The organism is Brevibacillus sp. HB1.3 (genome assembly GCF_013186635.1).
GTDB lineage: Bacteria > Bacillota > Bacilli > Brevibacillales > Brevibacillaceae > Brevibacillus > Brevibacillus brevis_D.
In genome coordinates, this window is sequence record NZ_JABMIT010000018.1 from 39,121 (window position 1) to 65,034 (window position 25,914).

A 25,914-nucleotide genomic window follows, 5' to 3' on the forward strand; every position below is an offset into this window, starting at 1 on the left:
ATCCGCAGGTCCCCTCGTCTTACAACAAGCCCTGAATGAACGGTAGCTCCAAATTCTCGATCATTTTTTTCTGACTCGCCGCCAATTTTGCTGTGATCTGCTCCTTGCGTGCGATGGCCTCCCAGGTGCAGGAAAGAATTCGTTCACCTAATCGCGGCTCGTCTGTTGGTACGATGAGCTCCGGGAGATCCAGTGAATAAGCGAAGTCAATGCCCTTGATGCGATACGCCAAACAAACGAACGGAACACCCGCAGCGGCACTCAGCACATTGGCATGCAACTTAAAGTTGATCGTCGCTTGAAAGCCCTTCATCAGCTGCAGCATTTGCGTATGATCGTGCAGCTCAAGGTCGAGAATCGTATGCGCTGGATCGTTGATTTTGTTGTACAGTCTTTTAATGGCTTCCCGATCCGGTCCCCACATGGTGAGCAAGTGGATATCGTAGCCTGCCTGGATTAGCTTCTTGGCTGCATGCGCCAGCGCATCCTCTACTGCGGTCTCGTTTTTCCCATAAATCCGGTTATAGGAAGTGCCCCAGTTGATGCCAATCATCGGTCGCTTGCTTTTATCTACAACTATTGGCAATGATGCAGGGAGAAGCAGCATCCCCGGGTCTCCGCTAATCACTGCCTTATCTCCTACTCCCGCTTGCTGGAGGTATTGGCGTGTAAGTGGTCCGCGTACACCAAAAAACGTGGCGTGCTCGGTGATTTTTTGCAGCATGTGGCTCATTTTATCTTGGCCATTTATCAGCTTGCTCGTCATTCTGCCGGAAGAATCCAGCTCGACTCGATCTTGCGAGTCAAATCCGCTTCCCCAGACCCAAAGATTTTTTTTCTGTTCAACAGCACGATAAGCTACATCCACATACCCAGGGATGAGAAGCGATCCTCCCCCCAAAACGACGGTGTCATACTCGCTTAAATCCTTCAGATCAACCCCGGGCAAGGAAGGTATTACCTTGTACTGTGTAGGGTCGAGGTATTTGCACGACAAATTGTAAAAGGCATGCCACATCAGCTCGTCGCCCAAATTGTTAAACCCTAACCAGCCAACGTACAATATTTTTTTCATGCTTGTCGCCCCCCCTCCATTCTTTATTTGTGCATAAATAGTAAGCAAGGAGGCACATTTTTGCGTGATAGGAAACTGTTTTTGAACCCACGCCCTTCCTTGACCTCCTATTTCCTTCAATTGACTCCGGTCACTACATGCTTGACGCAGAGCACTGTCGATCAACGGAGGAGACGGCTTCTGCACAGAGGAGTGGTCACCGAAGTAACAGTCCCAAGCCAACTCGTAAGACGAAGGTTCCACCAAACCGACGTAGCCGTGATTCCCGATCGCAAGCACGGGCTTTCCGCACGCCATCGCTTCGAGCGCGACCCTCCCTGTTCCAATCACCAAATCACTGATGGCGTAATACGGCCGGACATCAGTTTGCTCCCCCACAATGTGAATATAGGGCTGCGCTGCGGCTTTATTCAGAACTTTTGCCAGCTCATGAACATGAATGGCCTGGGCACCCGAACCCACCACCACGATATGCAGGTTGGGGATTTCATTCCGCAGTGTTTTGGTTGCCCGCAACACCATGTTGCACACCGTCGCTTTTTGCCAAGCCAGCCTACTGACATACGTAACCACTGTGGCATCGGGCGGCAAAGACGGCACATCAGCCCTATTTGCTGAGCCAGACTGAAACTCTTCCATATCAATCCCATTGGAAATAAGTGTGGTTTTTACCCCGCGCCTTTGCCAGAATAGTTGGACAGGTTTGCTCACACTGATAACGGCGGAGCAAAGCTGGGCTACTTTTATCGCCTCATCCTTTGGGTAGTACGTTCCATGCAAGGTGAACACGACAGGAATGCCGAGCTCATTGGCTGCCGTAGCGGCAAGAAAGCCTGATGGCGTTTGATGCACATGGACGATGGTAATACGATGCTTCTTCATACATGCACGGTAACATTCGATCAGATGCTGTCTGCGTGCCGAAAGCGGCTCACGAGCGGATTCTATCGGTTCAACCCAAAAGCCTGCATCAACAAATTCTTGGTAAAAGGGGCCATTGCCACCGGCATAAAACAGTTGGACGCCTTTTTTCCTCAATGCTTTCCCCATGCTAAGAACATGTGTCTCCGTTCCGCCTGTCCTCAAACTGTCCAGCACCATCAATATCCGATCATTACTGCTAGTCAACTTTTTACCCTCCCTTCTTCCGATAATAGTGGGCCGAACGCTGCTCAGCGTGGGTCCGGTAATAATATAATGCTTCTGCTATATTGTTCACGCCTGCTTTCGCATTCAAAGCTTTGGCGATAAATTCGTAGTCTTCTGCACCCTCAATCCGGCGTGTCGGGCCTCCAATCTGGTCAAACAATCGCCCTCGAAACATGCAGGTTCCGTGACAGACGCAGTGTCCCCCGTTTCCGTATACTTTGCGAATGTCATCGCCGTACTTGATCCATCCAGCGAGCTGCTTTTTTTCCGGATGATCGGCCGAAAACGCATAGTAGTTCGTACCAACCAAATCGATCTGAGGATGGTTTTTCAAATATTCAACCTGCCGCGAAAAACGCAGGATATGGGAGAAATCATCCGAGTCCTGAATCGCGATGAACTCACCTCTGCTTAGGTAATGCCCGACATTGATGGCACCTGAAAAGCCAATATTGCGAGGGAGTTCATGAATCAGCACCTGATTCTCTCTTGGAAAAAACCTTTTACTCTCTTCCAGCCATTCTCTGGCCACTTCTACGGAATGATCTGTCGATGCATCATCGATCAGGATAATCTCCCAATTCTCATAGGTTTGCTGGAGGATGCTATCCAAGCATTCACGTATATAAGCAGCCCTGTTGAAATTGGTAATGACGACACTTACCAGACCTTCTATTCTCTCTTTTGCCAAATTCTTTTCCTCCTTCCAGTCTTCTTGTTTTCACATCTCATCTCGCTGCCGTCCTTTCGCCAGAAACTGCAAAGCTTCCACGTGGTCACCCGCAATCTGTTCGACGGCGGGGGGCATTCCGGAGCTGGCGAAGTGTTTTTCTGGCCGGAGTCGGTTGGAGGTGAAGCTGTTCACCTGATGAACCAATTCCATCTTTACACCTGCCTGAGCGTATGCTGCTTGTGCTTTTGGCGGGCAAAGCAGTATGTGCCATCCAAGCGGAGCAACCGCTTCCCTGCGTAAGGCAAAGGGGACGGTCACCATAGACCCGATCCCCAAATCCTTACGATCCAAAGCCAAGTTGAGCGCTTGGCGACAAGCCACGAAGACATTGTCTGGGCAAGGCTGATTCAAAAATACAGAAACATCGTTTAGGGCCACATCCACGCCGCACTCACACGCGAGAACAAATGGGTACAGATCATGGGCGGTCATAATCATATCCGCATCGACAAACAACAGGATGTCGCCTTTCGATAGACTTGCTCCAATTGCCCGTCCAGTATCGACGCCCAATGCAAATCGGAACTCTACGGTCGTCACGCCGCATTCACGGGCAAGCTGTGCTGTTTGATCAACGGAACCATTGACGACCACGATGATCTCAGCAGGGTCCAGTCGAAGAACTTCACGGATCACTTGCTGGATCGTCGCTGCCTCGTTACGGGCTGGAATGATCACGGATACCGTTTTCCCACCGTAAAGAGTTGTTCGTCGCAAAGGCCATTTCCCTACCTGTGTAACAGACATACCACTGTTTTTACTACTCACATTCTCTGCTATATCTCTTCGCCGGCCTCCATCGGACAGTCCGCCGCGAAAAGGAAGACGCGAGGCGAGATCAAGCTGTTCGGCAATCACCAGCTTTTCATACAAAGAGAGCTCTTTGAGCAACGAACCGTGAAGCTGGGGCAAAAATATCCGTTCTTCCGTCCCCGTTCCAAAGGTTTGCGCGGTAATGGACAGCCCGCTCATAACGGCCCGCTTGTGCGCTTGGGCAGGCTGTGCCAGCTGTTCCACTCCGATTTTGGAAAGCGCCTCTCTGGTCATCGCGTGAGGGGTGTCTAGTAAGGAAGCTTCACGCAGATCAGTGCGGCCGAAGAGATTATTTAGTAGCAGGGAAAAACTGTGGATAGGCCTTGGTTTTGTCAGCCTCCTGTGTCGCATATCCTGCTGGGGCAAAACGACCTGTGTCTTTCCATATAAAATCGGGAACAAGAAGCGCTGTAATCCAGACAGCGAATGGATTTGTTCTTCACCGAGAAATAGCAGGACACTCCCTTTTGCATGCTTGGCAGCCTCTCTCCGCCATGAGAATAGATTCTCAGCAGCCTCTGCAAGAACGACGCGGACACCTGAGTCAAGTTCCAGGACCCTTGTCGAAATCACGATGATCTCCAGAGGCGCAAGCTGTTTGCATGCGGCGATCAGCTTTGGCAGATGAGCTGTCCCATGCATGGCAGAGATTAGAATGGATAGGGGCACTAGGCCCCTTATCCCTTGCCTCTCTTTCATTAGAGAACGCGCACGTACGTGATGCGATCGAGCTGAAATACTACTGTTTGGCCACCGCCATAGCCGGGATCACTTGCTGCAAGCACGGTTAATGTCGAATTGGTCACGCCAAGCAACTCACCGTTAATCACGTCTAATCCGATTACGACTTGTACACTATCGCCTATAAACGTTCTCAATTTCTGAACATAGTTCATTTGTCTTCTCCTCCTTACACCTCATGAACATAATTAATTTGTGTGAAACGAATCAGCACACGTGAACCGCCTGACTCTATGATTTCAGCATAGTCCCTACCAACCTCATTCAGGACCCCTGTGACACTTCCTGCATCTGTTCCCAGCTCGACGTTTTCATGCAAATAGCGCAGCAGCACTTTACGAAAAGAATCTTGTCGCAGCAAATTACTGTGGTTTTCTTGCAGAAACGCGGCGAATTCTTCTGTATACAGCTCTTTGCGAAGCGAACAGCGAATAGCTTCTTCCTTGTCATTTTCGACTTCTTCGTCTCTTTGGTCTTTTCCCCAAACGAGACGTCGCAGCCCTTGAAAATACTCTTTCAACTCTTTTTCATTCACAATTAATTTCATCTGGTCACTCTCATCTCCTTGATCCTACTCTTTTGATTTATTTTTCGCCGCTTGTACACGGTATACAAGTAAGTTCAAAAACGTACTAGGACAACTGTGTAATTTTTTGGTTTTAATGAAAAGTTCACGGAGTTTTTACCGAAAAACAAAAAAAGACTGCGAAATGTATTCGCAGCCCTTCCTTCGATATTCTACAACTCTTTCATTGTTCCGTACTGTTTTGGCTAACTCTTTGCCACCTGTGCCTTTTCGTCCCTGTTCTTGCCTAGCTCATGCTTGATGAACAAATAGCTCTCAATTTCCCGCAGAAGGTAGAAAAGCGAGGCACGCGTCTCAAATTCCTCTCGCGTTCGCGGCAAATCTGCTGCCTTGATCTCCTCTTGCATCACGCGTAGTTGGTCGATGAAGCGGTAGGCGGTATTGCCCGGATGTACCGAGTCACTGATTCGCTCAAGAAAATCTGCGATCCGATGGCTCTCTGTCACCTGATTGTCCAAGGAAGAGACGATTGGCATCATGCGTTCCAGTAGCTCGAACTGCTTTTGCCGCATCACAAAATACTCGTAGTACGAATCATTACGACGGCTCAATCGATTGCCAACATCTCGTGAGGCTAAACGAATTGCCGTTTCCAAGACACCGGTTGTTTCGATCAATTCTTTCCCGTCCCAATCACTTTCCCCGTGACGCAAGTAGTAGCAGAACTCCCGCAAAATTTTGCTGAACAGCTTCTCCACCTTTACTCGCATCCCTTTTAGCTCTTTATCGAGACTCGGCATGTACAGATTGACCAGTAGGGCTACACCCACACCGATGACGAGCAAAGCGACCTCATTTAGCAATAGCATCCCATCGATTCTCTTTGAAGAATACAGATGCATAAGCACCACCATGCTGTTGACGAAGCCTTCCTGAATGCCAAAACGCACCGCGAGCGGCAAGAAAAGCAAAATGAAAAGGAGAATGGCAATCGGCGTATAGCCCATAAGGGAAAACAGACAAACACCGATTCCCAGACCCAATAAACTGGCCAGAATCCGATTCCACGCTGTCTGAAACGATTGCTTGACTGTTACCTGAATACACAAGATCGTAATGATCCCCGCAGAAGAAGCAAACATCAAGCCTAGCTGCTGGGCGATCAGAATCGAGATAGCCGTTCCAATGGCTGTTTTTAACGTACGATAACCAATTTTAAACTTGAGAAAGCCCAGTCTTGTTCCCCTCCGCTGTCAAAAATGCTTTCCTGTTTACTTTAACAAAAAGTGTCCGGGAACCAAAGACAAGGTTTCATAAATTTTCGTAGGAATGTTGGCTAGGATATTCTTGCGGTCTAGCTCGTGCCTCCTACTGGATTACTGCTTTCGTTCCTTGGTAAAACTGTGCCACTTGCCATCTGCTGTGACGAACCCATTCTCTCCCACATAACGATAGACGAGGAGTGGCTGTTCAAGCATTTTCATTAGTCCATTACTCCCCCTTACTTTTGGATGAAAGTAGGTGAGCATAAGCTTCTTGTTCTCTTTCACGACTTTTTTCGCCGCATTCAGATCGATAGCATCTTCATTTTTTTGGGGAAGAGATGAAGCACCCGAAGGTCCAAGCTTATAATAATGGTTATACAGATCCACTACATCCCCTGTTTCAGCGTCGACATTGACTTGAAAGATGCTGGAATCGCCTGCCGGTACGCCGTTTATCAGATAGCCAAATTCGATCTCAAACGGTTCATCATTTTCCCAGATTTCTTTGATCCTTTGCTCACTTGGAGCGTAATCGACCGCATATATTATTCCTAACTGATCGGAGTAGAATGTTTGTACGAGCTTTCGTGCAGTCTCTTGTGCTTGTTCCCAGGTAATACCCTTTTCTATTTTCTTGCTCTCTTCTCTGAACCTGGTTTTTTGATTCACGTTGTATTGGACGAAATAGCCACTGTCGTCAATCCCTATTTTCACAGTATCTGACTTTTTGCCCTCCCCTGGTTGGGAGGTAAACTCGAAAAACCAGACCTTTCGATCAGATTCTGAGCCTGATTCACTAATCCTGCCACTCGAAAGATATGTACCAGGGAGCTTTTTGAGCTGTTGCTCGGCTATTTTTTGCGCCTCGTCTTTCGTAATGAGCTTTCTTTCTGCGGTGGAAGGAGGAACGGTTTTCCCTAACGGCTGTATCTTCCTTTCTTTGGCAACCTGTCCATACGAATCAAGCATTTTTCCTGTGATGGCATCTACAAACTGCGGGTCGTTACTCAGGAATTCATACACGAGCTGGTATGGTTCAGATTCCTTCCGAGAGACGGACCCCATATCCTTGTTTAAAAATGTTGGAAATGCCCCTTCATCCCATTTCTTCTCCGCTTCCGTTATCTCGATAACTTTCGAAGCAGCTGGAAGTTTCCCCTCAGACCAACGCCGCTCAAAATAAATCACTTCTCCATCATTACCCACTATCAGTCGAAACCCATTCTCCAGAAAAGGAACCCCGTTTTCGATACGAGTAAAATTAACATTTATTCCCTGTCTATCGCGCGTATAGAAAATGTCAGAATCAGGATATTCATTGGGCTTGGATAAACGGCTCCGTTCTTCTTCTGTCGCTACTTGCTTAAGAAATTGAGTCGCTACTTGAAACGCCTGATCTTCCGTTAGTTTCTTTTGATTTGCATCCAAATCCTGTTCTTCCCCAAGATACTCGTATTTCCATATTTTCCCCGATGTTGCATCCTGTTGCACACCTAAACTTCCACCATTTTCTTTATCCCAACTGGTATACCATATGGATTTTCCCCACAACATTTCAATGCCATCTACGAATTCGGCATCTTTGTGCTTATACTCACCCAGAATCTTCAACTGCTTCTGGGCAAGTGCGATTGCCTCTTTCTCCGAAAGCGTCTTCTCGGCAGCATGTACGACTGGCGTCAGTATTCCTCCCCCTGCTGATGCAAATACAGTTGTCGTCAAAAGGGTAGATGACACTCCTAGTGAAAGTCCCCACGATTTAGTACGTTTTAACACAAATCAACCTCTCCTCTCTAACTCCAAACAACCTTATTTTACCATTTATGAACAACAAAGGCTCAAATAAAAAAATCCGCCAATGCGACGATCTCGCACAGCGGATTTTTGGGCATGTTGATTATACTTCCAGCTTTTTCACCAGTGTTTCTTCATTCAATATGTTTCCTACGAGGAAGTTGCCGAATTCACCGAAGCGCGCACTCACTTCGTCAAAGCGCATTTCGTAGACGATATGCTTGAATTCCAGCGGATCGTTGGCAAAGAGGGTAACGCCCCACTCCCAATCGTCGAAACCAACGGAGCCACCAATGATTTGCTTCACGCGGCCAGCGTAGGAGCGACCGATCAAGCCGTGGGAGCGCATCATTTCTTGGCGCTCCTGCATGGAGAGCATGTACCAGTTGTCTTGCAGATCGCGCTTTTTGTTCATTGGATAGAAGCAAATGTGCTCCCATTTTGGCAGGATAGGATAGAGGCGGTCGCGCACATGCGGATTCGCTTTTGGATCTTCACCTGGGCTATTTACATAATTGCTCAGCTCTACTACGGATACATACGAATAAGGAGCTTCTGTATAAGCAGCAAAGCGAGTTTTATTGAACACCGTTTTGATCTCATCGAGTTCTTGCATAGTAGGACGCAGGAACATGAACACGAGGTCTGCTTTGTGTCCGAGGATGGAGTACACAGCCGTGCTTCCTTGGTTCTCGCCCTCATTCGCTTCCCATGTGCGGATCAAAGCATTCAGCTCGTCCAACGCTTCTTTGCGTTCTGCTGTGGACGCTGCTTTCCACTTTTCCCAATTGATGGTGCGGAAATTATGATACGTATACCAACCTTCTAATGTAAGCAACGCTTCGTTTGCGCTCATTAAAATCAGCTCCTTAGAAAAATCTGGTGACCTTCTTGCAACATTCCCAGTATAGCATAAGGAACAAGTGCGTATTCGGAACAGATTGGTGAACAAGCAAAAGAAAAACCAAGCGGTGTATTAGCTGCCGCTTGGTTTGGTTCCTGCCAGTATGGAGGTGGTCAGCTTGCTCGCTGCTTCCTGATCTACAATAACGGTTACGTCTCTATGCAATTGCAATAAGGAGGCTGGGACATCTGACGTAGGCTCTTCCTCTAGCATCAATCGCACGGCTTCTGCCTTTGCCTCTCCACTTGCGAGAAGTACAACTTTTTTAGCGCCAAGAATCGTCTTGATCCCCATGGAAACTGCCTGAGTCGGTACCTGTTCCACACTATCAAAATAGCGGGCATTTGCTTCAATCGTACTGTCAGTGAGCTGGACCACGCGCGTCAATGAGTCAGCAGGAGAGCCAGGCTCGTTGAAGCCAATATGGCCGTTATTGCCGATCCCCAGCACCTGGATATCAATCCCGCCTGCTAATCGGATCGCTTCCTCATAGCGTGCACACTCTGCCAAATGATCTGTCGTATTCCCAACTGGCACATGTGTTTTCTCCGCAGGAATGTTGATGTGATTGAACAAGTTTTCTTCCATATACGAGCGATAGCTTTGCGGATGAGTCGAGGAAAGTCCGACGTATTCATCCAGATTAAAGCTGCTCGCTTGCGAAAAATCGATGCTCTGTGCTTGCGACAACTTGATCAGCTCACGGTACATCCCTACTGGCGTGCCTCCGGTTGCAAGGCCAAGGACGGTCTTCGGATTTGCTTTTACTTCGCTTACGAGCATTTCAGCAGCTTTTCTGCTGAGCTCCGTGTAATCTTTCACGATCACGAGCTTCATTTCCAACCACTCCTATTCCATATCCATGATCAAAAGACGACTTTTTGAACTACCACTTAGTATTTTCTCTCTAGGACAGCCTTCGCTGTTCTTTCTTTATATAAAAGGGCCTTCTCCTTGTTGCGCATCGTGATTGTCGTACTGATAACATCCAGTACATGCAGCTGTGCAATTTTCGCTGCGAGAGAGCCCCCCTGCAACGGACCTTCCTGCGCTGCGGTTAAAAGCGTAATGTCCGCTACATTCGTAATCGGCGAACGTCGATAGTGCGTCAGACAAATGCAAGCTGCGCCTGCCTGTTTGGCGACTTTCAATGAATCGATCGTGTCTTTCGTACTGCCTGATACAGACAAACCGATTGCGACATCCCCCGGGCCTAGTGTGGCCGCAGCCATCGCTTGCAAATGCGATTCATTAAAAGCGTCCACGCGAAGCCCAATCCGCAAGAACGTGTACTTGGCATCCTGGGCTGTTACCGCAGACGTGCCTACCCCGTAAAAATGGATCGTGTTTGCTTTTTGCAAAAGGTCTACACAGCGCTCCAGCTGTTCGAGCTGAAACAGCGCCGAGGTATCCCCAATCGCCTGTTGATTGGTTGCGGTTACTTTGTGCGTGATGATGTCCAGCGAATCGTCTTCTCCTACTTCGCCATGCAAGTTTTTGACTGGATTAACCAATTCCTGGGCCAATGCCAGCTTGAATTCCTGATAGCCATGAAAGCCTATTTTCCTGCAAAATCGCAAAACGGTCGTCTCACCCACTCCGGCCTTTTCGGCAAGGTCAATCACCGATGAATAAATCACGCTGTCTGTCTGCTGTAAGACAATATGGGCAACCTTTTGCTCCGATTTCGTAAAGGAGGGAAGGAGACTCTGAATATGCAAAAGCGTATTTGTCTTCGTGATGGTAGCTGTCAATGGATGGGACTGCTCCTCTTGCTGTTTCGTCATATAGCTCGCTCCTCTTGTTTTTACCCAAAACAAAATAGCCGTATTTCTACAGCTATTATACCAAAAAAGGAGTTATCCGCCATATTTATATTTTTAAGTGGAGTAATTCTCCAAACCATCAAAATGGGGTAAATAAAATAGTCGGACATGTTGCGACTCGAAAAGATCCGCTCATGGATGCTGGAACTAGAACTAGGTCGAGCGTCACGATTTCCCCTGCACCTAGCGTTACTGTTCCTCTCGCTTCTCCACTCCCCATTGCATTGGCTACAACCAAGTAGGTGCCAGGAGCAAGACCCGTCACCTTGTACCTGCCGAAGCTGTCTGTTTGTACAACTACAGTCGTTCTGTTCGTTTGATTTACCGTTTGCACATATACAGTCGCTCCTGCAACTGGCAAGCCTGTTAAACCGGATCGAACCGTTCCTTGTATCGTACCCGTTTGAGAAAGGCGGATGATGATAAAGGTTGTTTGGTTCGGCAAAACGACTGCTTCTGCCTGACCGCTACCAATGCCCGGGATGGTCCCGATAACGGTATACGTCCCCGGAGCGACATTGACAAAATAGAATGTGCCATCCGGCTCAGCCAGGATATTTTGCAACCGAATCTGTTTTGAATGGAATAGCGACAATTGAATATTGTTACCACTGGCTTGATTTCCGTCTGGCAAGAGGACAATCCCGGATATCGTTCCGGCGAATGGCAATAGCTCGACTGTCGTTACGGTCGTCTGCCCGTTTGCGACCGTAACGGTACTGTAATGTGTACCGAAGCCATCTGCGCTTGCGATGACATTGTACTCTCCGGCCGTCAAGCCTTTCACCTGGAATTGCCCACTCTGGTTCGTAACGGTGTTGGCAACAAACAAACCGTTTGCAAACAGCTGAATCGCAACGGCCGCCCCTGTGATCGGGAGTCCTGTCAACTGATTGGTCACCTGTCCGAAGATGTTGCCTGGAAGAGGAGACATCGTGAGAATAACTCCGCTTATTGTCTGTCCAGCGGGCACTGTTATGCTTTGTGTTGCTGTTGCGTAGCTATCTTCACTTGCGCTAATCAAATACGTCCCAGGTGGCAGGTTACCAACAGAGAAATGGCCCAAGTCATCTGTAATTGCGCTGCCGAACAATGTTCCATGTGAATCCTTCACCTGTACCAATGCATTGGGAACGACAGCTCCACCGGCAGCCTGTACCTGACCTGTTACAGTAGCTGGAAAGGGAGGGAGCCCCATATCAATCGCAGTCGTTTGTCCGGAAAAGATCGTCGCACCAACAGGCTGGGTGGTGTAGTTTTGAGCGCTAATCGCAAGCGTATAAGTTAATGGCGCCAAGCCATCGATCCTAAACTGACCGAGACCGTCCGTAATCGTCCGAGATAACAAATTGTTTGTGCCAGGGAAATAGATCAATACTTCCGCCCCTACCAGTGGCGTGCCATCAAACGCATCCCTGACGGTGCCCTGCAAATCACCTGGGTTCGGGTCCAGTGGAATATTAACTGTAGCTGTTCCTCCAGCGGCTACATCAAAGGAGACACTCTCCCTCTGATAGCTTTCGTTCCTTGCCAAAATGGTGTAATTTCCAGCCACAAAACCATTCATGAAGTATATCCCCTGAGCGTCTGTCTGCGTTGCAAAGAGAATCGTGTTATTGTTGCCCAGCAAACGGATGAGCGTATTCGGTAAGGGTGTGGTGAGAATGGCGTCACTAATTTCTCCTGTGACACTTGCAGGTAGACTCGGCAAAGAAAAATCAAGGCCGGTAGTCGCTCCCAATCCGACCATAGCTGTTGAAGCCTCAGCAGCGAAACCCGTCGCACTTGCGATCAGTGTATAGCTCCCAGGAGATAATCCACTCACCATATACTGACCCTGCGCATTCGTCAGGACAATAGCCAGTATCGTTCCAGACGGACTTCCTTGTCGAACCGTAATGACCGCACTGGCAATCGGTGAAGCCGTACCTTCGTCTCGCACTGTACCAGCTATCCCACCGGGCAACTCGTTTAACGCAAAGCTAAGTACGGACGCCGCCCCCGCTTGTATCTGTGCGCCAGCTACATCGCTTGCATATCCAGTTGCATTGACATTGACGGTGTACCCTCCAGGAGCCAGCCTATCAAACGAAAAGTTTCCCGTTGTATCTGTCAGTACGGAGCCCACAGCAGCACGAGTGCTGTCGAAGACGATTACCGTTGCACCAATGATCGGCAAGCCCGTCTCCTGATCAGTCACAACACCGGATAAACTCCCGGGATTGGGAACTAATGCCTGCTGAAAGGTGGTGGTAATGCCCCCTTGCAAAATAACCGCCTGCGAGACGGATACAAAGTTCGGCGCAGAAACAGTTACATTTACAACACTCGGCGGAAGCTTCTCAGCCAAAAAATTGCCTTGATTATCTGTCAATAATTGAGCAAGCACAACGCCATGGCCATCCGTAATGAGCACGGTGCTTCCCGGAATCCCGAATCCCGTCATCTGGTTGGTCACTACACCCGAAATAGCCGCTGGCAAGTCAGGTAATGTGACAGTTGTCGGTGTTGCGGTATTGGCTGCAACGATCACGCCAATACTTCCTACGGCATATCCAGACGCTGATGCGATCACGGTGTAAACGCCAGGAGAGACACTCCCAATGAAAAACACACCCGATTCATTCGCGAGCAAGCTCTGTTTGACGGCTTGATTGCTATCCAACAGCTTGACGCTGATTTCGCTTCCCGTAACTGGTACACCCAAGCTATTTATGACACTGCCCACGATGGACCCAGGCAAAGGCAGAAGCGCCACACTAGCCCCTGTCGTTTCTCCACTGACTACATTGGCCCCTACTGATTGATCTGCATAGCTAGGCGCACTGACCGTGACGGTATAAGCACCCGGCAACAGATGTTGAATCAAATAGCTGCCCGTCTGGTCGGTGCTTGCTGTAGCCACTACATTTCCGTTACTTATGGAACGAATCAGGACAACAGCGCCTGCAATGAATACCGCGGGATTCGTCGCGTCCGTCACCTGTCCACTAATCCCGCCTGCATTCGCCTCAAGAACAAAGTCTACTCCGGTCTTATTTTCACCGGGTCCAAAAGTAACACCAACCGAGCCCGTAACATATTCAGGGGCACTTGCCACCACGACAAATGATCCGGCAGGCAGGTTGCCAATTGTATAGACCCCGTTTGAATCCGTATAACCAAAGCCTATTGTCGTCTCATTCAAATCTAGAATACGAACAACGGCATTGACAATTGGCTGCATACCCGTGTCTTCCACCGTTCCAGAAATACTGCCCGGATTCGGGATTAGCGTAAAGGAAACGATGGTCATCTGCCCTGGCTGTACGATCGCCCCAACAGATTGAACAGCGAATCCTGGAGCGGTAGCGATAAGGATATAAGAACCTGGTGCGACCCCTGAAAATGAAAATACCCCATTTCCATCTGCAACGAATGTATCTTTCAACAGGTTATTGTTATCAAACAATTGAATGGTCGTTCCCGGTACGACAGGAGCTACTGTACCGTTAATAGTGCCGAAATCCTGATTGAGCTGAACCTGGACAGAAGTAGTTGTATTCGCGAATACAATGGCTCCGACATGATTGGACTGAAAACCATCCGCCGAAGCACTGATGGCGTATTGACCTTGCGCCAAGCCCGTGATCACAAAGCTTCCTTGACTATCGCTATATACCGAATGCACGACAGAGCCATTGAAATCGAGTGCATTTACTTGAGCACCGGCAATCGGCTGTAACGTCCCTGCTGCAAGCACCTGCCCTTGGATCTCACCCGGACTCGCAAACAACGCCAAGCTGACAGGCGTATTTATGTTGGCAAGTACAGTAGCTGAAGCACTGTTTGTTTCATAATTGGTTGCACGGGCCGTAATGGTATAAACTCCTGGTGCAAGCCCTGTGATCTGGTAATTGCCCGACAGATCGCTATTTGCATGGGCGACGATTGCCCCTGCTTGGTTCAACACGCTAACCGCTATCGAAGCACCAGTGATCGGCAGACCAGAGGTAGCATCAAAAACCGAACCTGAAATGCTTCCCGGCAAGTCTGCCAGTTGCACATTCACCATTGTTGTCGTTAAAGAGGTGACGATTGCCCCTGTGATTACTGTCGTTTTATTCGGAGCAGATACGATGACAACGTACGCCTGCGGTAGCAAATTAGGTACCACATACTGTCCGTTTCCATCAGTCAATACAGTAGCGACGACAGCGCCCGCTGCCGTATTATCCCTTACGATCACAGCGGCACCCTGAATAGGCTGATTGCCGCTGTCGACCACCTGTCCTGCGATTGATCCCGGAGATGCTTGTAGGACAAAAGCAAGGGACGATATTTCCTGAGGCTGCACAGTTGCCCCCAACACAATAGTGGAGTAACCAGAAGCCGAAGCGGTCACGGTATACGTGCCTGGGGCCAAGTGCGGAAAGGAAAAGGTGCCAGCGCTGTCGGTAATGGTCTGCGCTACAGGAACAATTCCCTTCATAACAATGACAGTAGCATTACCAAGCGGATTGCTCCCTGTGTCCGAGACAGTCCCATTCAATACCCCTGCCAGTTTTTCCAATTGGAGGTCAACCGCTGTAGTCGCTCCAGCATTGATCCCTATCCCAACTGTTTTGCCCGCATACCCCTCTGCAGCAGCCGTAAGGACATAGTTTTCCAAACCAAGCAAGGATAAAGCGTAGTCTCCATTCGCGTCGGTTACTGTCTCTCCCACAGCAATCCCTGAGCGAGATACCACCTTGATGCTCGCATTTGGGATTTCTTCACCCGTTTGCGCATCGGAAATGGTTCCACTTACCGTTCCAAATGCAGTCGTCAGAGAAAAATGAAGTACCTTGGCATCGCCCGCTTGCAGACTGATTCCAGCTAATTGTGTGGAAAAGCCCGCGGCACTGACGCGGATTTGATAAATACCTCCTGCGAGCTTGGTCAGCAGATACGTGCCAGCTCCATCTGTTGTTGTTTCCGTTAGCGTAATCCCTGTCTGACTCAGCACTTCCACCAATGCTCCGGCGATCAGTATGCCACCAGGACCTGTTACCAGTCCGGAGAGCTTTGCAACCGATGTTTGAAGCCCAACATTTTGTGTTGTCGTCTGAGCTCGAATGACATTGATTGCAACGGTTGCTGGCTGGAATGTATCCGCACTGACTGCAAGGGTGTAGGCACCCGGCACGACATTGGTAAACTGGTAAGTCCCCCCGCCCCCAGTCACTGCCTGGCTTACAGTCACGCCTGTCGTATTAATGAGCTTTACCACTGCCCCAGAGATGGGAGCCAATCCGGTATCTGTTATCGTCCCATTCACCTGGCCCGGACTCGGAGGAAGCAAAATGTTTGCTCTTGTGGTCTGCCCTGCCAAAACGCTCACGAATTGGATTTTGGCGTTATAAGTCGGCGCGGTCACCGACACAGAATACAGACCAGGAGCCAATCCAGTAAACGAATAGGCACCATCTGTGTCTGTTGTCGTCGTTCCGATTAATACGGGAATCGAATCATACAGCGCGACCTGCGCACCTGCTACAGACAAGTTTGTGGACTGATCAAGCACCACGCCAGCCACACTACCAGCCAAGTTAACCGTGATGACAATATTGTCCTGAACAGGAGAAAGCGTTCCGCCAGAAAAGCTGTCTACGCCAGTAACTGTCGCTGTGTTTAAGCTCCGTGTTCCGCCGGGAGAGACCGCGAAAACCCCACTGACCGTAAATGACAAGCTGGCAGTAGAACCAGCGGCCAAATTACCAATCGTCCAGCTGAGCACCTTCGTGAGGGGATTGTAGATGACAGAGCCGATACTTGTTGCATTCACCGTAAAAGCCGTTACCTGATCCAGTTCGATCAAATCGTTGACAACAACTGTCGCTGCCTGGCTCTTCCCGGTATTGGTGACAGTGATCGATCCCGTCCATTGCGATAGTTGTCCTGTAGTAACAACGGTTGGTCCTGCTGTTACTTGCTTATCGATGGCAAGGCTAGCCCGAACGTCTCCTGTCGCCACCGAAGTCGTATTGCTCAAGGAATTTTCAAAGCTAAAGCCTTCACTTGTTCGCAGAGAGTCTTTGTTGTAATTATTGTCATTTGCAGAGGTAAAAGGGAGGAAGCGAATGGAAGTAAGGGAGGTAACACCGATCGTTGAAAAAAAAGTAGCAGCCGGCATGACGAGATCGATGAAGTAATCAGGAGTGCCACTAAAATTAGAGCCGTCATTCGTCAGCCGCACACGAGCCGTGTCAAAATTGATAATCGGCGCTTGCCAGTTGGGGGCTCCACTGCCGTTTGTGCCCTCTGCGGGATCGTTCCAGGAGTTAAATTCAACAATGGTGTTTTGAATCAAGGCAACTCGGTTGCGCAAGCCTTGCACGCCCAACATCCATTGGTATGTGCCAGTCACTCCTGTTGTATTGATCAAATATCCCCAAGCAAAGTTTTGAAACCCTGTTTTTTGCGAATTTCTTGGATCTTCATTGACTCTCATCCGAAAGTAGAGATACGTTCCATCATACGCCAAAAAGGCAACGGGAAACGTAGCGTTTCCTACCAAGTCGGCAGAGCCGGGACTTTCATCGTTTGGGACGTCTCCGAATGGACTTCCCCCGAGCATAAACGGGATGAATTGACTGTCAGACGGATAGGCCATTTTTTCTTTCCTCACCTCTCCCCCTAACATATGTACATAGAGTGATATGGCCCCAGCTCTCTTCGCTAATTGGCTTGTCTGTGCCCGTCCAAATAAAAAAAGGGCTTTCGCCCGCAAATATTTCTTGCGAGAAAACCCTCTTCCTTCCCGTATTGCCTATCTTACATAAGTACGCGATAGCCAAGCAGAATAACCAGCACCAAAACGACAATACAGCCGATGAAGAAGCCGATGCTGCCTTCTTGTCTCCTTGCTTTACCAAGGGACATTTCCATCAAACCAAAGGCGATAACCGCGATAATGCCCTTCACGTAGTAATAGAAATCTGTTGCGTGACCCACGAAAAGCATCCAAGCTCCCGATACAAGAATGATGACCATCATGAGTCTGAGCAGCATATGTACGATCTTGCCTGCTTTTGCTTTGCCCACGCGATACAGAATGTAGGCAACGATCAAGAGCACGAATGCGACTTCCCAGCTACCCACATGCGCTTCAATTAACGCTTTGTACGGCAAAAAATTCAACCCCTTTACTCCTAAATTCAATCTTGTCCATTATACCAGAAGGAGGGAAAAAATGCTGATGTCCCAATGCGTGGCAGTATTGTGACTAGGCTTTTCGGGGATGAACAAGAGGCTGCCTGTGATCGGCAACCTCTTTTTTCTAGCAAACGATCCTATCGCAGTAAAAATCCGTCTTTCAGCGGGTCCGTAGGGTCAACGACAAATTGATGCAGGCCCGTGATAAACGCCTTGCCTTCTATGCTCGGAATGACAGCTGGATAACTGCCCACCTGGGTTGTTGCTTCCACCTTGCCGATAAACTGGCTCCCGACAATTCCTTCATGGACAAACGCTTCTCCAAGAGCCAGCTTGCCTCGCGCATGCAAGGTGGCTACGCGAGCCGCAGTACCTGTACCGCATGGGGAGCGATCGACCTGCTTATCGGCGAAAATCGTCACGTTGCGCAGATCCGATCCTTCCACTCTCGGCTTATCCGAGATAATCACCCCATAAATTCCTTTGAGCTCAGGCTCCAACGGATGAACGACCTCCATTTTCGCCTCGATTTGTTCCTTGATTCGTCTGCCCCATTCTTGCAGCTCAGCCAATTGCTCCATTTCTACCTGAACCCCGATATCTTCCGCTTGTACGACTGCATAGAATGCGCCGCCAAAAGAAATGTCCACAGAAAAAGTACGTCCTCCCCACTCAATAGGAACGTCTTGTGCCAAAACAAAGGAGGGGACATTTTCAAACGAGACAGAATGGACCAGCGAATCTTTCACAGTGGCGTGTGCAATGATTCTTCCTGCCGGACTGTCAATCACAATACGCTCTGTTGGACCTTCCAGCCGAAGTATTCCAGTCTCAATGGCAGCCGTCACAACGGCAATGATTCCATGCCCGCACATAGTACTATAGCCCTCATTATGCATGAACAGCACCCCAAATGCCGCATCTGGGCTGACGGGCTCTGTCATGACACATCCGTACATCCCATGATGGCCGCGCGGTTCATACATGAGTACCCGCCGGATATGGTCCAGTTCCTCCCGAAAGTATCGTCTCTTCTCCAAAATCGTCTCGCCCGCAAGCGGCGGAATGCCGCCTGTTATGATACGCAGCGGTTCCCCACCTGTATGGGCCTCGATCGTCGTAAACAACTGATTGATGTACATGACAACCTCACCTTTTTATGCGATTAGCGAAAAGCTTGCTGGATCACCACGCGTATTTGATCGCGCATGTTTTCGTCGTACTGTAGAAATCAAGTGCCGCCTGACCCTGCTCTCGTGTATGCGAGCTGGACAGCTTCATGCCGCCAAATGGAGCCTGGTATTCCACACCTGCCGTCTCCTGATTGACCCGAACCATTCCCGCCTGCGCCACATCCAAAAAACGATGGGCACTCGCCAAATCTCGGGTGAACAGCGAAGCACTCAGTCCGTATACAGACTGGTTGCACAGCTCCACCGCCTCTTCAAAACCGTCTGCTGTCAAAAGCACAGCCAATGGTCCGAACACTTCCTCCTGAACGAGGCGATGATTAGCAGCGACACCCTCAACGATTTGGGGACGGATGTAATAGCCTTGCTCCTCTTTTGCATAGGAGGGGCTTTGGGCAATGACTGTCGCTTCATCTTTCGCCAAGGCAATGTAATGCCCAACCGTCTCGTACTGTGCAGCCGAGGCAACTGGCCCCAGATACGCTTCCAAATCGCTGGCATCTCCTACCCGGCATGTCTCCATAGCCGTTTGCAATCGCTCAACAAGTGGCTGGTAGATCGCTTTTTCGACAATGATCCTGCTGGTAGCCGTACATTTTTGACCAGCCGATCGAAACGCGCCGCTGAGCAAAATCGGAACGGTTTTGTCCAAATCAGCATCAGCCAAGACGACAGCCGCATTTTTTCCGCCCATTTCAGTTTGATATTTGATATTACGACCCGCGCACGCGATGGCAATCTGTCTGCCTGTTTCCGATGAGCCCGTAAAGCTGACTGCATCAACCTCGGCTTCATTCGTAAGTGTGTTGCCGATCTCTCGGCCCTTGCCAATCACCAGATTCAGCACACCCGCAGGCAGCTTTGTTTCCGCTAATATTTCAGCTAGCCGTGTCGCCGTGAGTGAACCATTTTCCGCTGGCTTCCAGATAACCGAGTTCCCGCAAATGAGTGCAGGGGCGATCTTCCAGATGGGGATCGCGACAGGGAAGTTCCATGGTGTGATGACCGCCACGACTCCGAGCGGGATGCGACGGCTGTATTGCAGCACGTTCGTATCTGAAGAAGGAATCAGGTTGCCGTTGGAACGCATCCCTTCTCCGGCATAATAGCGCAACAGACTAACCCCACGCGCCACTTCTCCGCGCATCTCGCCAAGCTGCTTGCCCATTTCCCGGCTTGCCAGCAGTGCCAAGCTGTCTGCATTTGCCTCTAAAGCGGCTGCCATTTGAAAAAGAATTTCGCCACGCGCCGCACCTGTTTGTTTTGCCCAGCCGATCTGTGCCACACGAGCTGCCTGTTCAGCGGCAAAAACATGTGACCGATCTGACAGATGCAGAACGCCGACTTCTTCTGTGGTACGCGACGGGTTTTTGACGGTTAGTTCCTTCCCTGACGGCGTCATCCATTCGCCGCCAATCCAGTTTTTGCTGTGCATTCTGCCCATCCCCCTTATCGTCCACTTGCAGCGCCGACAGCGTAGTCAAACGCTTTTTTAATACCTGCGTAGTATTCTTCAGTCAGTGGCAGACGCGGCGGACGAGTCGGTCCTACAGGGAAATTCGCCAGCTCCATCATGTATTTAATCGACTGTACCAGCTGTGGACTTGCATCATAGTGGAACAGTGGCAACAAACGACGATAAAGCGCTTGTGCTTCGCCGAGCTTGCCTGCCCGTGCCAGACGGAACAGCTCCACCCCTTCTTTAGGTAGCGCATTCGGCACACCCGAAATCCAGCCTGTCGCCCCGATCAAGCCACTCTCCATGACGAGATCATCTACACCGACCATGACTTCCAGGTCTGTCTGGGCCAGAATGTCCTGCATGCGGCGCACGTCACCGGAGAATTCTTTTACAGCGACGATATTTTCGAACTTCGCCAATCTTGCCAAAATGTCCGGTGTCAGGTCGATTTTGTAGTCGTGAGGATTGTTATAGGCAATGATCGGCAGTCCGACGGTGTTCAGTGCCTCATAGTGGGCAAATACTTCATTTTCCAATGGCTTGTAGTTAATCGGAGGCAAGGCCATCACACCTGCTGCTCCCGCATCCTTGGAGAATTGCACCCATTCCACTGCTTGCCGGGTAGACGGAGCAGCAGAGCCAACGACCACTGGGACTCGACCTTTTGCAGCAGCGATTACGGTTTGAATGACTTTGGCCCGCTCTTCTCCTGTCATCGTCGCGTATTCCCCTAGCGAACCGGACGGAACTAGTCCGTCTACGCCCTCCTGAATCAACCAGTCACACAATTCCGCCAAACGCTTGTAATCCACCTCATAATCGTTTGTAAACGGCGTGACAATCGCCACGTACACTCCTTCAAATCTTGCCATTTTTCATTCTCCTCTCCCATTTGGGTATTGTTTTAATGATCAGTTGCGGCTGGGATGAGCAAAAAGCCATTCGCCAGCTCGTCTTCCGGATTGTAAAAAATCGTATGCTTGCCCATCAGCCAGGCTGAGCCTGCAATTCGGGTGATGACAGCAGGCAGCCCGCCTTCCTCCGTCACCTGCAGTACTCTTCCTGTAAACAGAGAACCGACGATGCTCTCATGTACAAACGGTTCGTCTATCCCGATCTCCCCTTTGGCAAACAAGGTTGCCAGCTTAGCGGAAGTGCCCGTTCCACATGGCGATCGGTCTATTCCGCCCGGTGGTACGACGACGGTATTTTTCACATCCGCTACCGGATTGTCAGGGGCCGTATAGAACTCCACATGGGTCAGTCCACGAATAAACGGCTTCTCTGGATGAACGATCTCCATCGCCTGATTCAACGCTTTTCGAATCGCAACGGCCGTATCGACAATGGTGGATGCATGGGCTGGTGTCAGTTCGAGTTGGAGCTTGCGTGCATCGGTGATGGCATAAAAGTTTCCACCGTACGCAATATCGCAGGTCACCGCTCCAATCTCATCTACTTCTACAGTCACATCTTTTTGATAGAGGAAGGCTGGAATGTTCACAAATGATACTTCCCTGGCTTTCCCTCCCTCTACCTGTATGTCTACCTCGACCAATCCTGCTGGCGTATCGAGCGTAAGCTTTGTCACCGGCTCGGTCACAGGGATCATACCTGTCTCCACTAGTGCGGTACAAAGACCGATCGTATCGTGGCCACACATCGGCAAGTATCCGCCTGTCTCGATATAGATGACCCCTACATCTGCATCCGGATGGCACGGATCAACGATCAAGGCCCCGGACATCACATCATGCCCGCGCGGCTCATACATCAAAAACGTGCGAATCCAGTCGTACTCGGCTTTCATCTGGAGCATTTTTTCTCCCATCGTGGCTCCGGTAAGCTTTGGCAGACCACTGATTACCGTGCGGGTAGGGTTTCCCCCAGTATGCGTGTCAATGGTGGTAAACACTCTCGTTGCTTTCATGGATGCAACACTCCTTTTTTCGTAAAACGATCCAAGCGCAGCGGCTCTGTCGGAATGATGGTGTCTGTCTGATCGACTAGCATCTCGGACACCAGCTTGCCTGTGACCGCAGCCAGACTGATTCCATCTCCTTCATGACCAGCCGCGATGAAATAACCGGGAACTTCTTCTACGCGAGAAATAATCGGCAAGTGGTCCTCTGTCCACGGGCGCAAACCGCAATAGGTGCGGATGATGGCGAAGTCGGCGATCTTCGGATAAAAGCGCAGTGCTCTTCTCGCCATGCACCTGACGACATTCAGGTCAATCTGTGTATCAAAGCCTGCGAACTGACGACTGGAGCCAATCAAGAAGTTCTGACTTTCTGTCGGTTCAAATACGAGCGCGACTCCGTACTTCTCTGTCTCCTCGTCTACTTGTCGCACGCCGCCAAACTTCGAGATGAGATAGCCGAATTCCATCACCTTTCGCACACCGACAGGCATCTGTCTCGAGGCGACGATCAAATGCCCTTTGCGCGGAACGATCGGAATGTCCACCCCAACCATTTTGCCAATGACTGGCGCCCACACCCCTGCGGCGTTGACGACCTGCTTGGCTGTCATGCTGCCTGTACTAAGCCCGATGTGAAACGTTCCCGTCGCCTGATCACGTCTAAGCGACTTGACCTCAGTACGGCGTATGATCCTCGCTCCATGCTTTTTCGCTCCTTCAAACAGGGCAAAGGTCAGCATGTACGGATTGACGGTAGAATCGGTGGCGCACTCCAAGCCTCCCAGCAAGTCGTCGGCAAAGTAAGGCGACTCCTGCCGAATATCCGCCCTATCCAGCATCCGAAACGGCAAGCCTGCTTCTTTTTGCCGTCGCACCCATTGATGAGCGGCTTCCATTTCAGATTCTGATTCGCAGACGAGAATACTCCCCGGTGCCCGATATTCAAACGTATGGTCTAGCTCCCTGCTTAGCTGATCAACGAGCATCTGGCTTTTCAGGGACATCTGACTGTCAAAGCCGGGGTCCTTGTCGATCGCCAAAATATTCCCGTCACAGCGTGAGGACGTCCCTGATGCCAGCTCGCCTTTTTCCAGGACAACGACATCCAATCCAGCCTTCGCAGCGTAATACGCAATCGCCGCGCCGATGATACCACCGCCGATTACTGCAATCTGCGCATGGGTTTGTACTGTCATGCTGATTCTCCTCAAATGCGTATTCTGCTACTTGCTTACTCTTTTTTGCAAAAGCCATGCCAATCGTTCCAAGCAAGATCTCCAAAATATTTCATCTAAATTCTTTGACAACTGAGAGGGCGAATGTATAATAAATGAGAAAATGTTCAAAATTTTATACACTTGAACTACCTCTTTAAAAAGGGATGATCGAGTTGAATCACAAACTTCCTGCCTTAACCGAATTGATCCAGACAAACATGCGGATTTTCAACGATCAAGAGCTTCTCCCTCCTCAGTTGGACGAAACCGTTCCTGTATTTGCCCAGCGTCAAACCAGCTGGTATGTCGCCGATTCCTCTCATTTCACCGCCAATTTGACGATCGATTGTACACATGCCCCTTGGGAACCAGCTGCTGTGACGACACGGGATTCAACATTGGCCGATGCCATCCGCCTGCTAGCTACTCACAACTATCTCCTAATCGAAAAACAACCTGGAATCCCTGTCGGCTACCTTCATCGAGGTGCAGTCATACAAGCCATTTTTTCCTCGTATGAGATTTTGGAAGCGTATTTCGAGACGATGATCAAAACCATGGATGCATCCATATCCGTCATCGATGAAAAAGCGCGTGTAATGGTTTGGACAGAAGGCGCTGAACGAATCTTTTCCTTGAAAGCAAAAGAAACGATTGGTCACCCGATCACCGAATTTTTCCCACTCGAAATGCTCGAAACACTCAAATCTCTGCAAAGCGGACACTCTCTCTACCGCCATCAGCATCAGCCGCGGGAGGATCTCGTCGTTCTCATCAATACGAATCCGATCTATTTGCATGACAAAATCATCGGTGCTGTTGCGGCGGAAACCGATATCACGAGCCAAGTCCGACTGAACCAGGAGCTATTGAACGCCAATAAAAAAGTGAATCACTTGCAGCAGGAAATGGCAAAGCTCAGTCCGACGGCCGATCCATTTGCTCAGATCAAGGGAACGAGTCTCCCCATTCGCCATATCAAGTCCATGATCCAAAAGCTCAGCGCTACGCAAGCAACCGTCTTGATCACAGGGGAAAGCGGCGTCGGCAAGGAGCTTTTCGCCAAAGCCGTGCATGATGTGCGGGAAGGCTCCAATGCACCCTTTATCGCCATCAACTGCGGTGCGATTTCGCCTACTTTGTTTGAAAGCGAGCTGTTTGGTTACGAAAAAGGGGCCTTCTCTGGTGCGGATCAAAAAGGGAAAAAAGGAATGATTGAGCTGGCCCGCGGAGGAACGCTGTTTCTCGACGAAATAGGAGAAATGCCGCTCGATATGCAAGTGAAGCTGCTTCGCGTGCTTCAGGAGAAAAAGTATTATTCGGTCGGAGGGACCAAGCAGATTGAGGCGGACTTCCGCGTGCTTGCTGCCACGAATAAAAATCTGGAGGAGTTAGTGAAGGAAGGGAAGTTTCGCCAAGACCTGTTCTATCGGCTCAATGTCGTGACGCTGAAAATTCCTCCGCTACGAGAACGCATTGAAGATACGATTGAGCTCGCCCACTTTTTTCTCTATGAATTGTCTTTACGTTACAATCGTCCCATTCATGCCATCTCACAAAATGTGATGCAAAACCTGCTTCAATACGACTGGCCAGGCAACATTCGCGAGCTGCGAAATGCCATTGAACGATTGGTAGTATTTGCGACAGACGGTATTATCAAAGAAGAGGATTTACCGTATTCCTTGCAAGGTCAGACGAAACAGGTACCGATTGAGCTCCCGCCTGATCTCTTTTCCTTGCAAGAGGAAATCGAAGCGCATGAGCGCCGTGTCATTTTGCGAGCTATCGAGCTGGAAAACGGCAACAAGCAAGCGGCTGCCAAAAGACTTGGCATATCGCGGGCCACTCTGTATAACAAATTGGGGAAGTAAAAAATGTTGTCCTTCAGCGGTTGTGCATGGGGAAGCCCTGCCACATGTTTTCCAGTCGCCTGTATCCTCTCTTCGTTCGGGCGGTCTCCTTCCAAACATGTGACAGGGCTTTCGAGCTGTTAACGTTCATCGAGCTTTTCAAATCGTTTTTGGGTTTTGACGACTAAATGATCGCGAACAGGCGGTTTTCCTTCTTGAAGTGACTTTAATAATGTTTTACAAAAGCTACGAAGAAGAAGCGGATT

Annotated in this window: 18 protein-coding genes; 1 reads left to right on the top strand and 17 read right to left on the bottom strand. The window is 49.7% G+C overall.

Going from position 1 to position 25,914, the window contains the following annotated elements; genetic code table 11:
- Positions 1 to 19: 19 nt before the first annotated feature.
- The 17 genes from HPY31_RS27495 to HPY31_RS27575 all read right to left on the bottom strand — a co-directional run bounded on the left by HPY31_RS27495 (position 20) and on the right by HPY31_RS27575 (position 23,774).
- Positions 20 to 2,203, bottom strand: a complete 2,184-nt coding sequence (locus HPY31_RS27495) for a polysaccharide pyruvyl transferase family protein (protein WP_172143189.1) — start codon at positions 2,201 to 2,203, stop codon at positions 20 to 22.
- A 4-nt stretch (positions 2,204 to 2,207) separates the two neighbouring features.
- Entirely contained in the window at positions 2,208 to 2,915 is a 708-nt protein-coding gene (locus tag HPY31_RS27500; protein WP_172143190.1) for a glycosyltransferase family 2 protein, read from the bottom strand.
- A 30-nt stretch (positions 2,916 to 2,945) separates the two neighbouring features.
- Positions 2,946 to 4,439 (bottom strand): glycosyltransferase, encoded by a 1,494-nt coding sequence (locus HPY31_RS27505; protein WP_371811817.1) that lies wholly within the window; start codon positions 4,437 to 4,439, stop codon positions 2,946 to 2,948.
- 29 nt (positions 4,440 to 4,468) lie between these two features.
- Positions 4,469 to 4,666, bottom strand: a complete 198-nt coding sequence (locus tag HPY31_RS27510) for a hypothetical protein (protein WP_015892790.1) — start codon at positions 4,664 to 4,666, stop codon at positions 4,469 to 4,471.
- A gap of 14 nt (positions 4,667 to 4,680) precedes the next feature.
- Positions 4,681 to 5,058, bottom strand: a complete 378-nt coding sequence (locus HPY31_RS27515) for a DUF2642 domain-containing protein (RefSeq protein ID WP_172143191.1) — start codon at positions 5,056 to 5,058, stop codon at positions 4,681 to 4,683.
- Positions 5,059 to 5,282: 224 nt separating this feature from the next.
- Positions 5,283 to 6,272, bottom strand: coding sequence for an aromatic acid exporter family protein (locus HPY31_RS27520; RefSeq protein WP_172143212.1), 990 nt, complete (start codon positions 6,270 to 6,272; stop codon positions 5,283 to 5,285).
- 141 nt (positions 6,273 to 6,413) lie between these two features.
- Complete coding sequence (locus HPY31_RS27525) at positions 6,414 to 8,078, bottom strand: YcdB/YcdC domain-containing protein (protein WP_172143192.1); 1,665 nt, start codon at positions 8,076 to 8,078, stop codon at positions 6,414 to 6,416.
- Between the two features lie 121 nt (positions 8,079 to 8,199).
- Positions 8,200 to 8,952, bottom strand: a complete 753-nt coding sequence (hemQ, locus tag HPY31_RS27530) for a hydrogen peroxide-dependent heme synthase (protein ID WP_016741387.1) — start codon at positions 8,950 to 8,952, stop codon at positions 8,200 to 8,202.
- Between the two features lie 120 nt (positions 8,953 to 9,072).
- The gene (nagB, locus tag HPY31_RS27535; protein WP_172143193.1) at positions 9,073 to 9,837 is read right to left on the bottom strand and encodes a glucosamine-6-phosphate deaminase; all 765 of its coding nucleotides are present in this window, start codon (positions 9,835 to 9,837) and stop codon (positions 9,073 to 9,075) included.
- A gap of 56 nt (positions 9,838 to 9,893) precedes the next feature.
- Positions 9,894 to 10,787, bottom strand: coding sequence for a MurR/RpiR family transcriptional regulator (locus HPY31_RS27540; protein WP_172143194.1), 894 nt, complete (start codon positions 10,785 to 10,787; stop codon positions 9,894 to 9,896).
- A gap of 118 nt (positions 10,788 to 10,905) precedes the next feature.
- Complete coding sequence (locus HPY31_RS27545; protein WP_371811818.1) at positions 10,906 to 17,475, bottom strand: carboxypeptidase regulatory-like domain-containing protein; 6,570 nt, start codon at positions 17,473 to 17,475, stop codon at positions 10,906 to 10,908.
- A 146-nt stretch (positions 17,476 to 17,621) separates the two neighbouring features.
- A complete protein-coding gene (locus tag HPY31_RS27550; RefSeq protein ID WP_172143195.1) occupies positions 17,622 to 17,987 on the bottom strand; it encodes a YisL family protein in 366 nt (121 codons plus the stop codon).
- A gap of 152 nt (positions 17,988 to 18,139) precedes the next feature.
- Positions 18,140 to 19,144 (bottom strand): proline racemase family protein, encoded by a 1,005-nt coding sequence (locus HPY31_RS27555; protein WP_172143196.1) that lies wholly within the window; start codon positions 19,142 to 19,144, stop codon positions 18,140 to 18,142.
- A 43-nt stretch (positions 19,145 to 19,187) separates the two neighbouring features.
- Positions 19,188 to 20,627 (bottom strand): aldehyde dehydrogenase family protein, encoded by a 1,440-nt coding sequence (locus HPY31_RS27560; RefSeq protein ID WP_172143197.1) that lies wholly within the window; start codon positions 20,625 to 20,627, stop codon positions 19,188 to 19,190.
- Between the two features lie 14 nt (positions 20,628 to 20,641).
- Positions 20,642 to 21,526 (bottom strand): dihydrodipicolinate synthase family protein, encoded by an 885-nt coding sequence (locus tag HPY31_RS27565; protein ID WP_172143198.1) that lies wholly within the window; start codon positions 21,524 to 21,526, stop codon positions 20,642 to 20,644.
- 32 nt (positions 21,527 to 21,558) lie between these two features.
- Positions 21,559 to 22,584, bottom strand: coding sequence for a 4-hydroxyproline epimerase (locus tag HPY31_RS27570; protein ID WP_172143199.1), 1,026 nt, complete (start codon positions 22,582 to 22,584; stop codon positions 21,559 to 21,561).
- Positions 22,581 to 23,774, bottom strand: coding sequence for an NAD(P)/FAD-dependent oxidoreductase (locus tag HPY31_RS27575; RefSeq protein ID WP_172143200.1), 1,194 nt, complete (start codon positions 23,772 to 23,774; stop codon positions 22,581 to 22,583). Before HPY31_RS27575 ends, HPY31_RS27570 begins: the two co-directional genes overlap by 4 nt.
- A gap of 194 nt (positions 23,775 to 23,968) precedes the next feature.
- Here HPY31_RS27575 and HPY31_RS27580 point away from each other — a divergent pair, with 194 nt between their 5' ends.
- The gene (locus tag HPY31_RS27580; RefSeq protein WP_172143201.1) at positions 23,969 to 25,669 is read left to right on the top strand and encodes a sigma-54 interaction domain-containing protein; all 1,701 of its coding nucleotides are present in this window, start codon (positions 23,969 to 23,971) and stop codon (positions 25,667 to 25,669) included.
- Positions 25,670 to 25,914 lie beyond the last annotated feature (245 nt).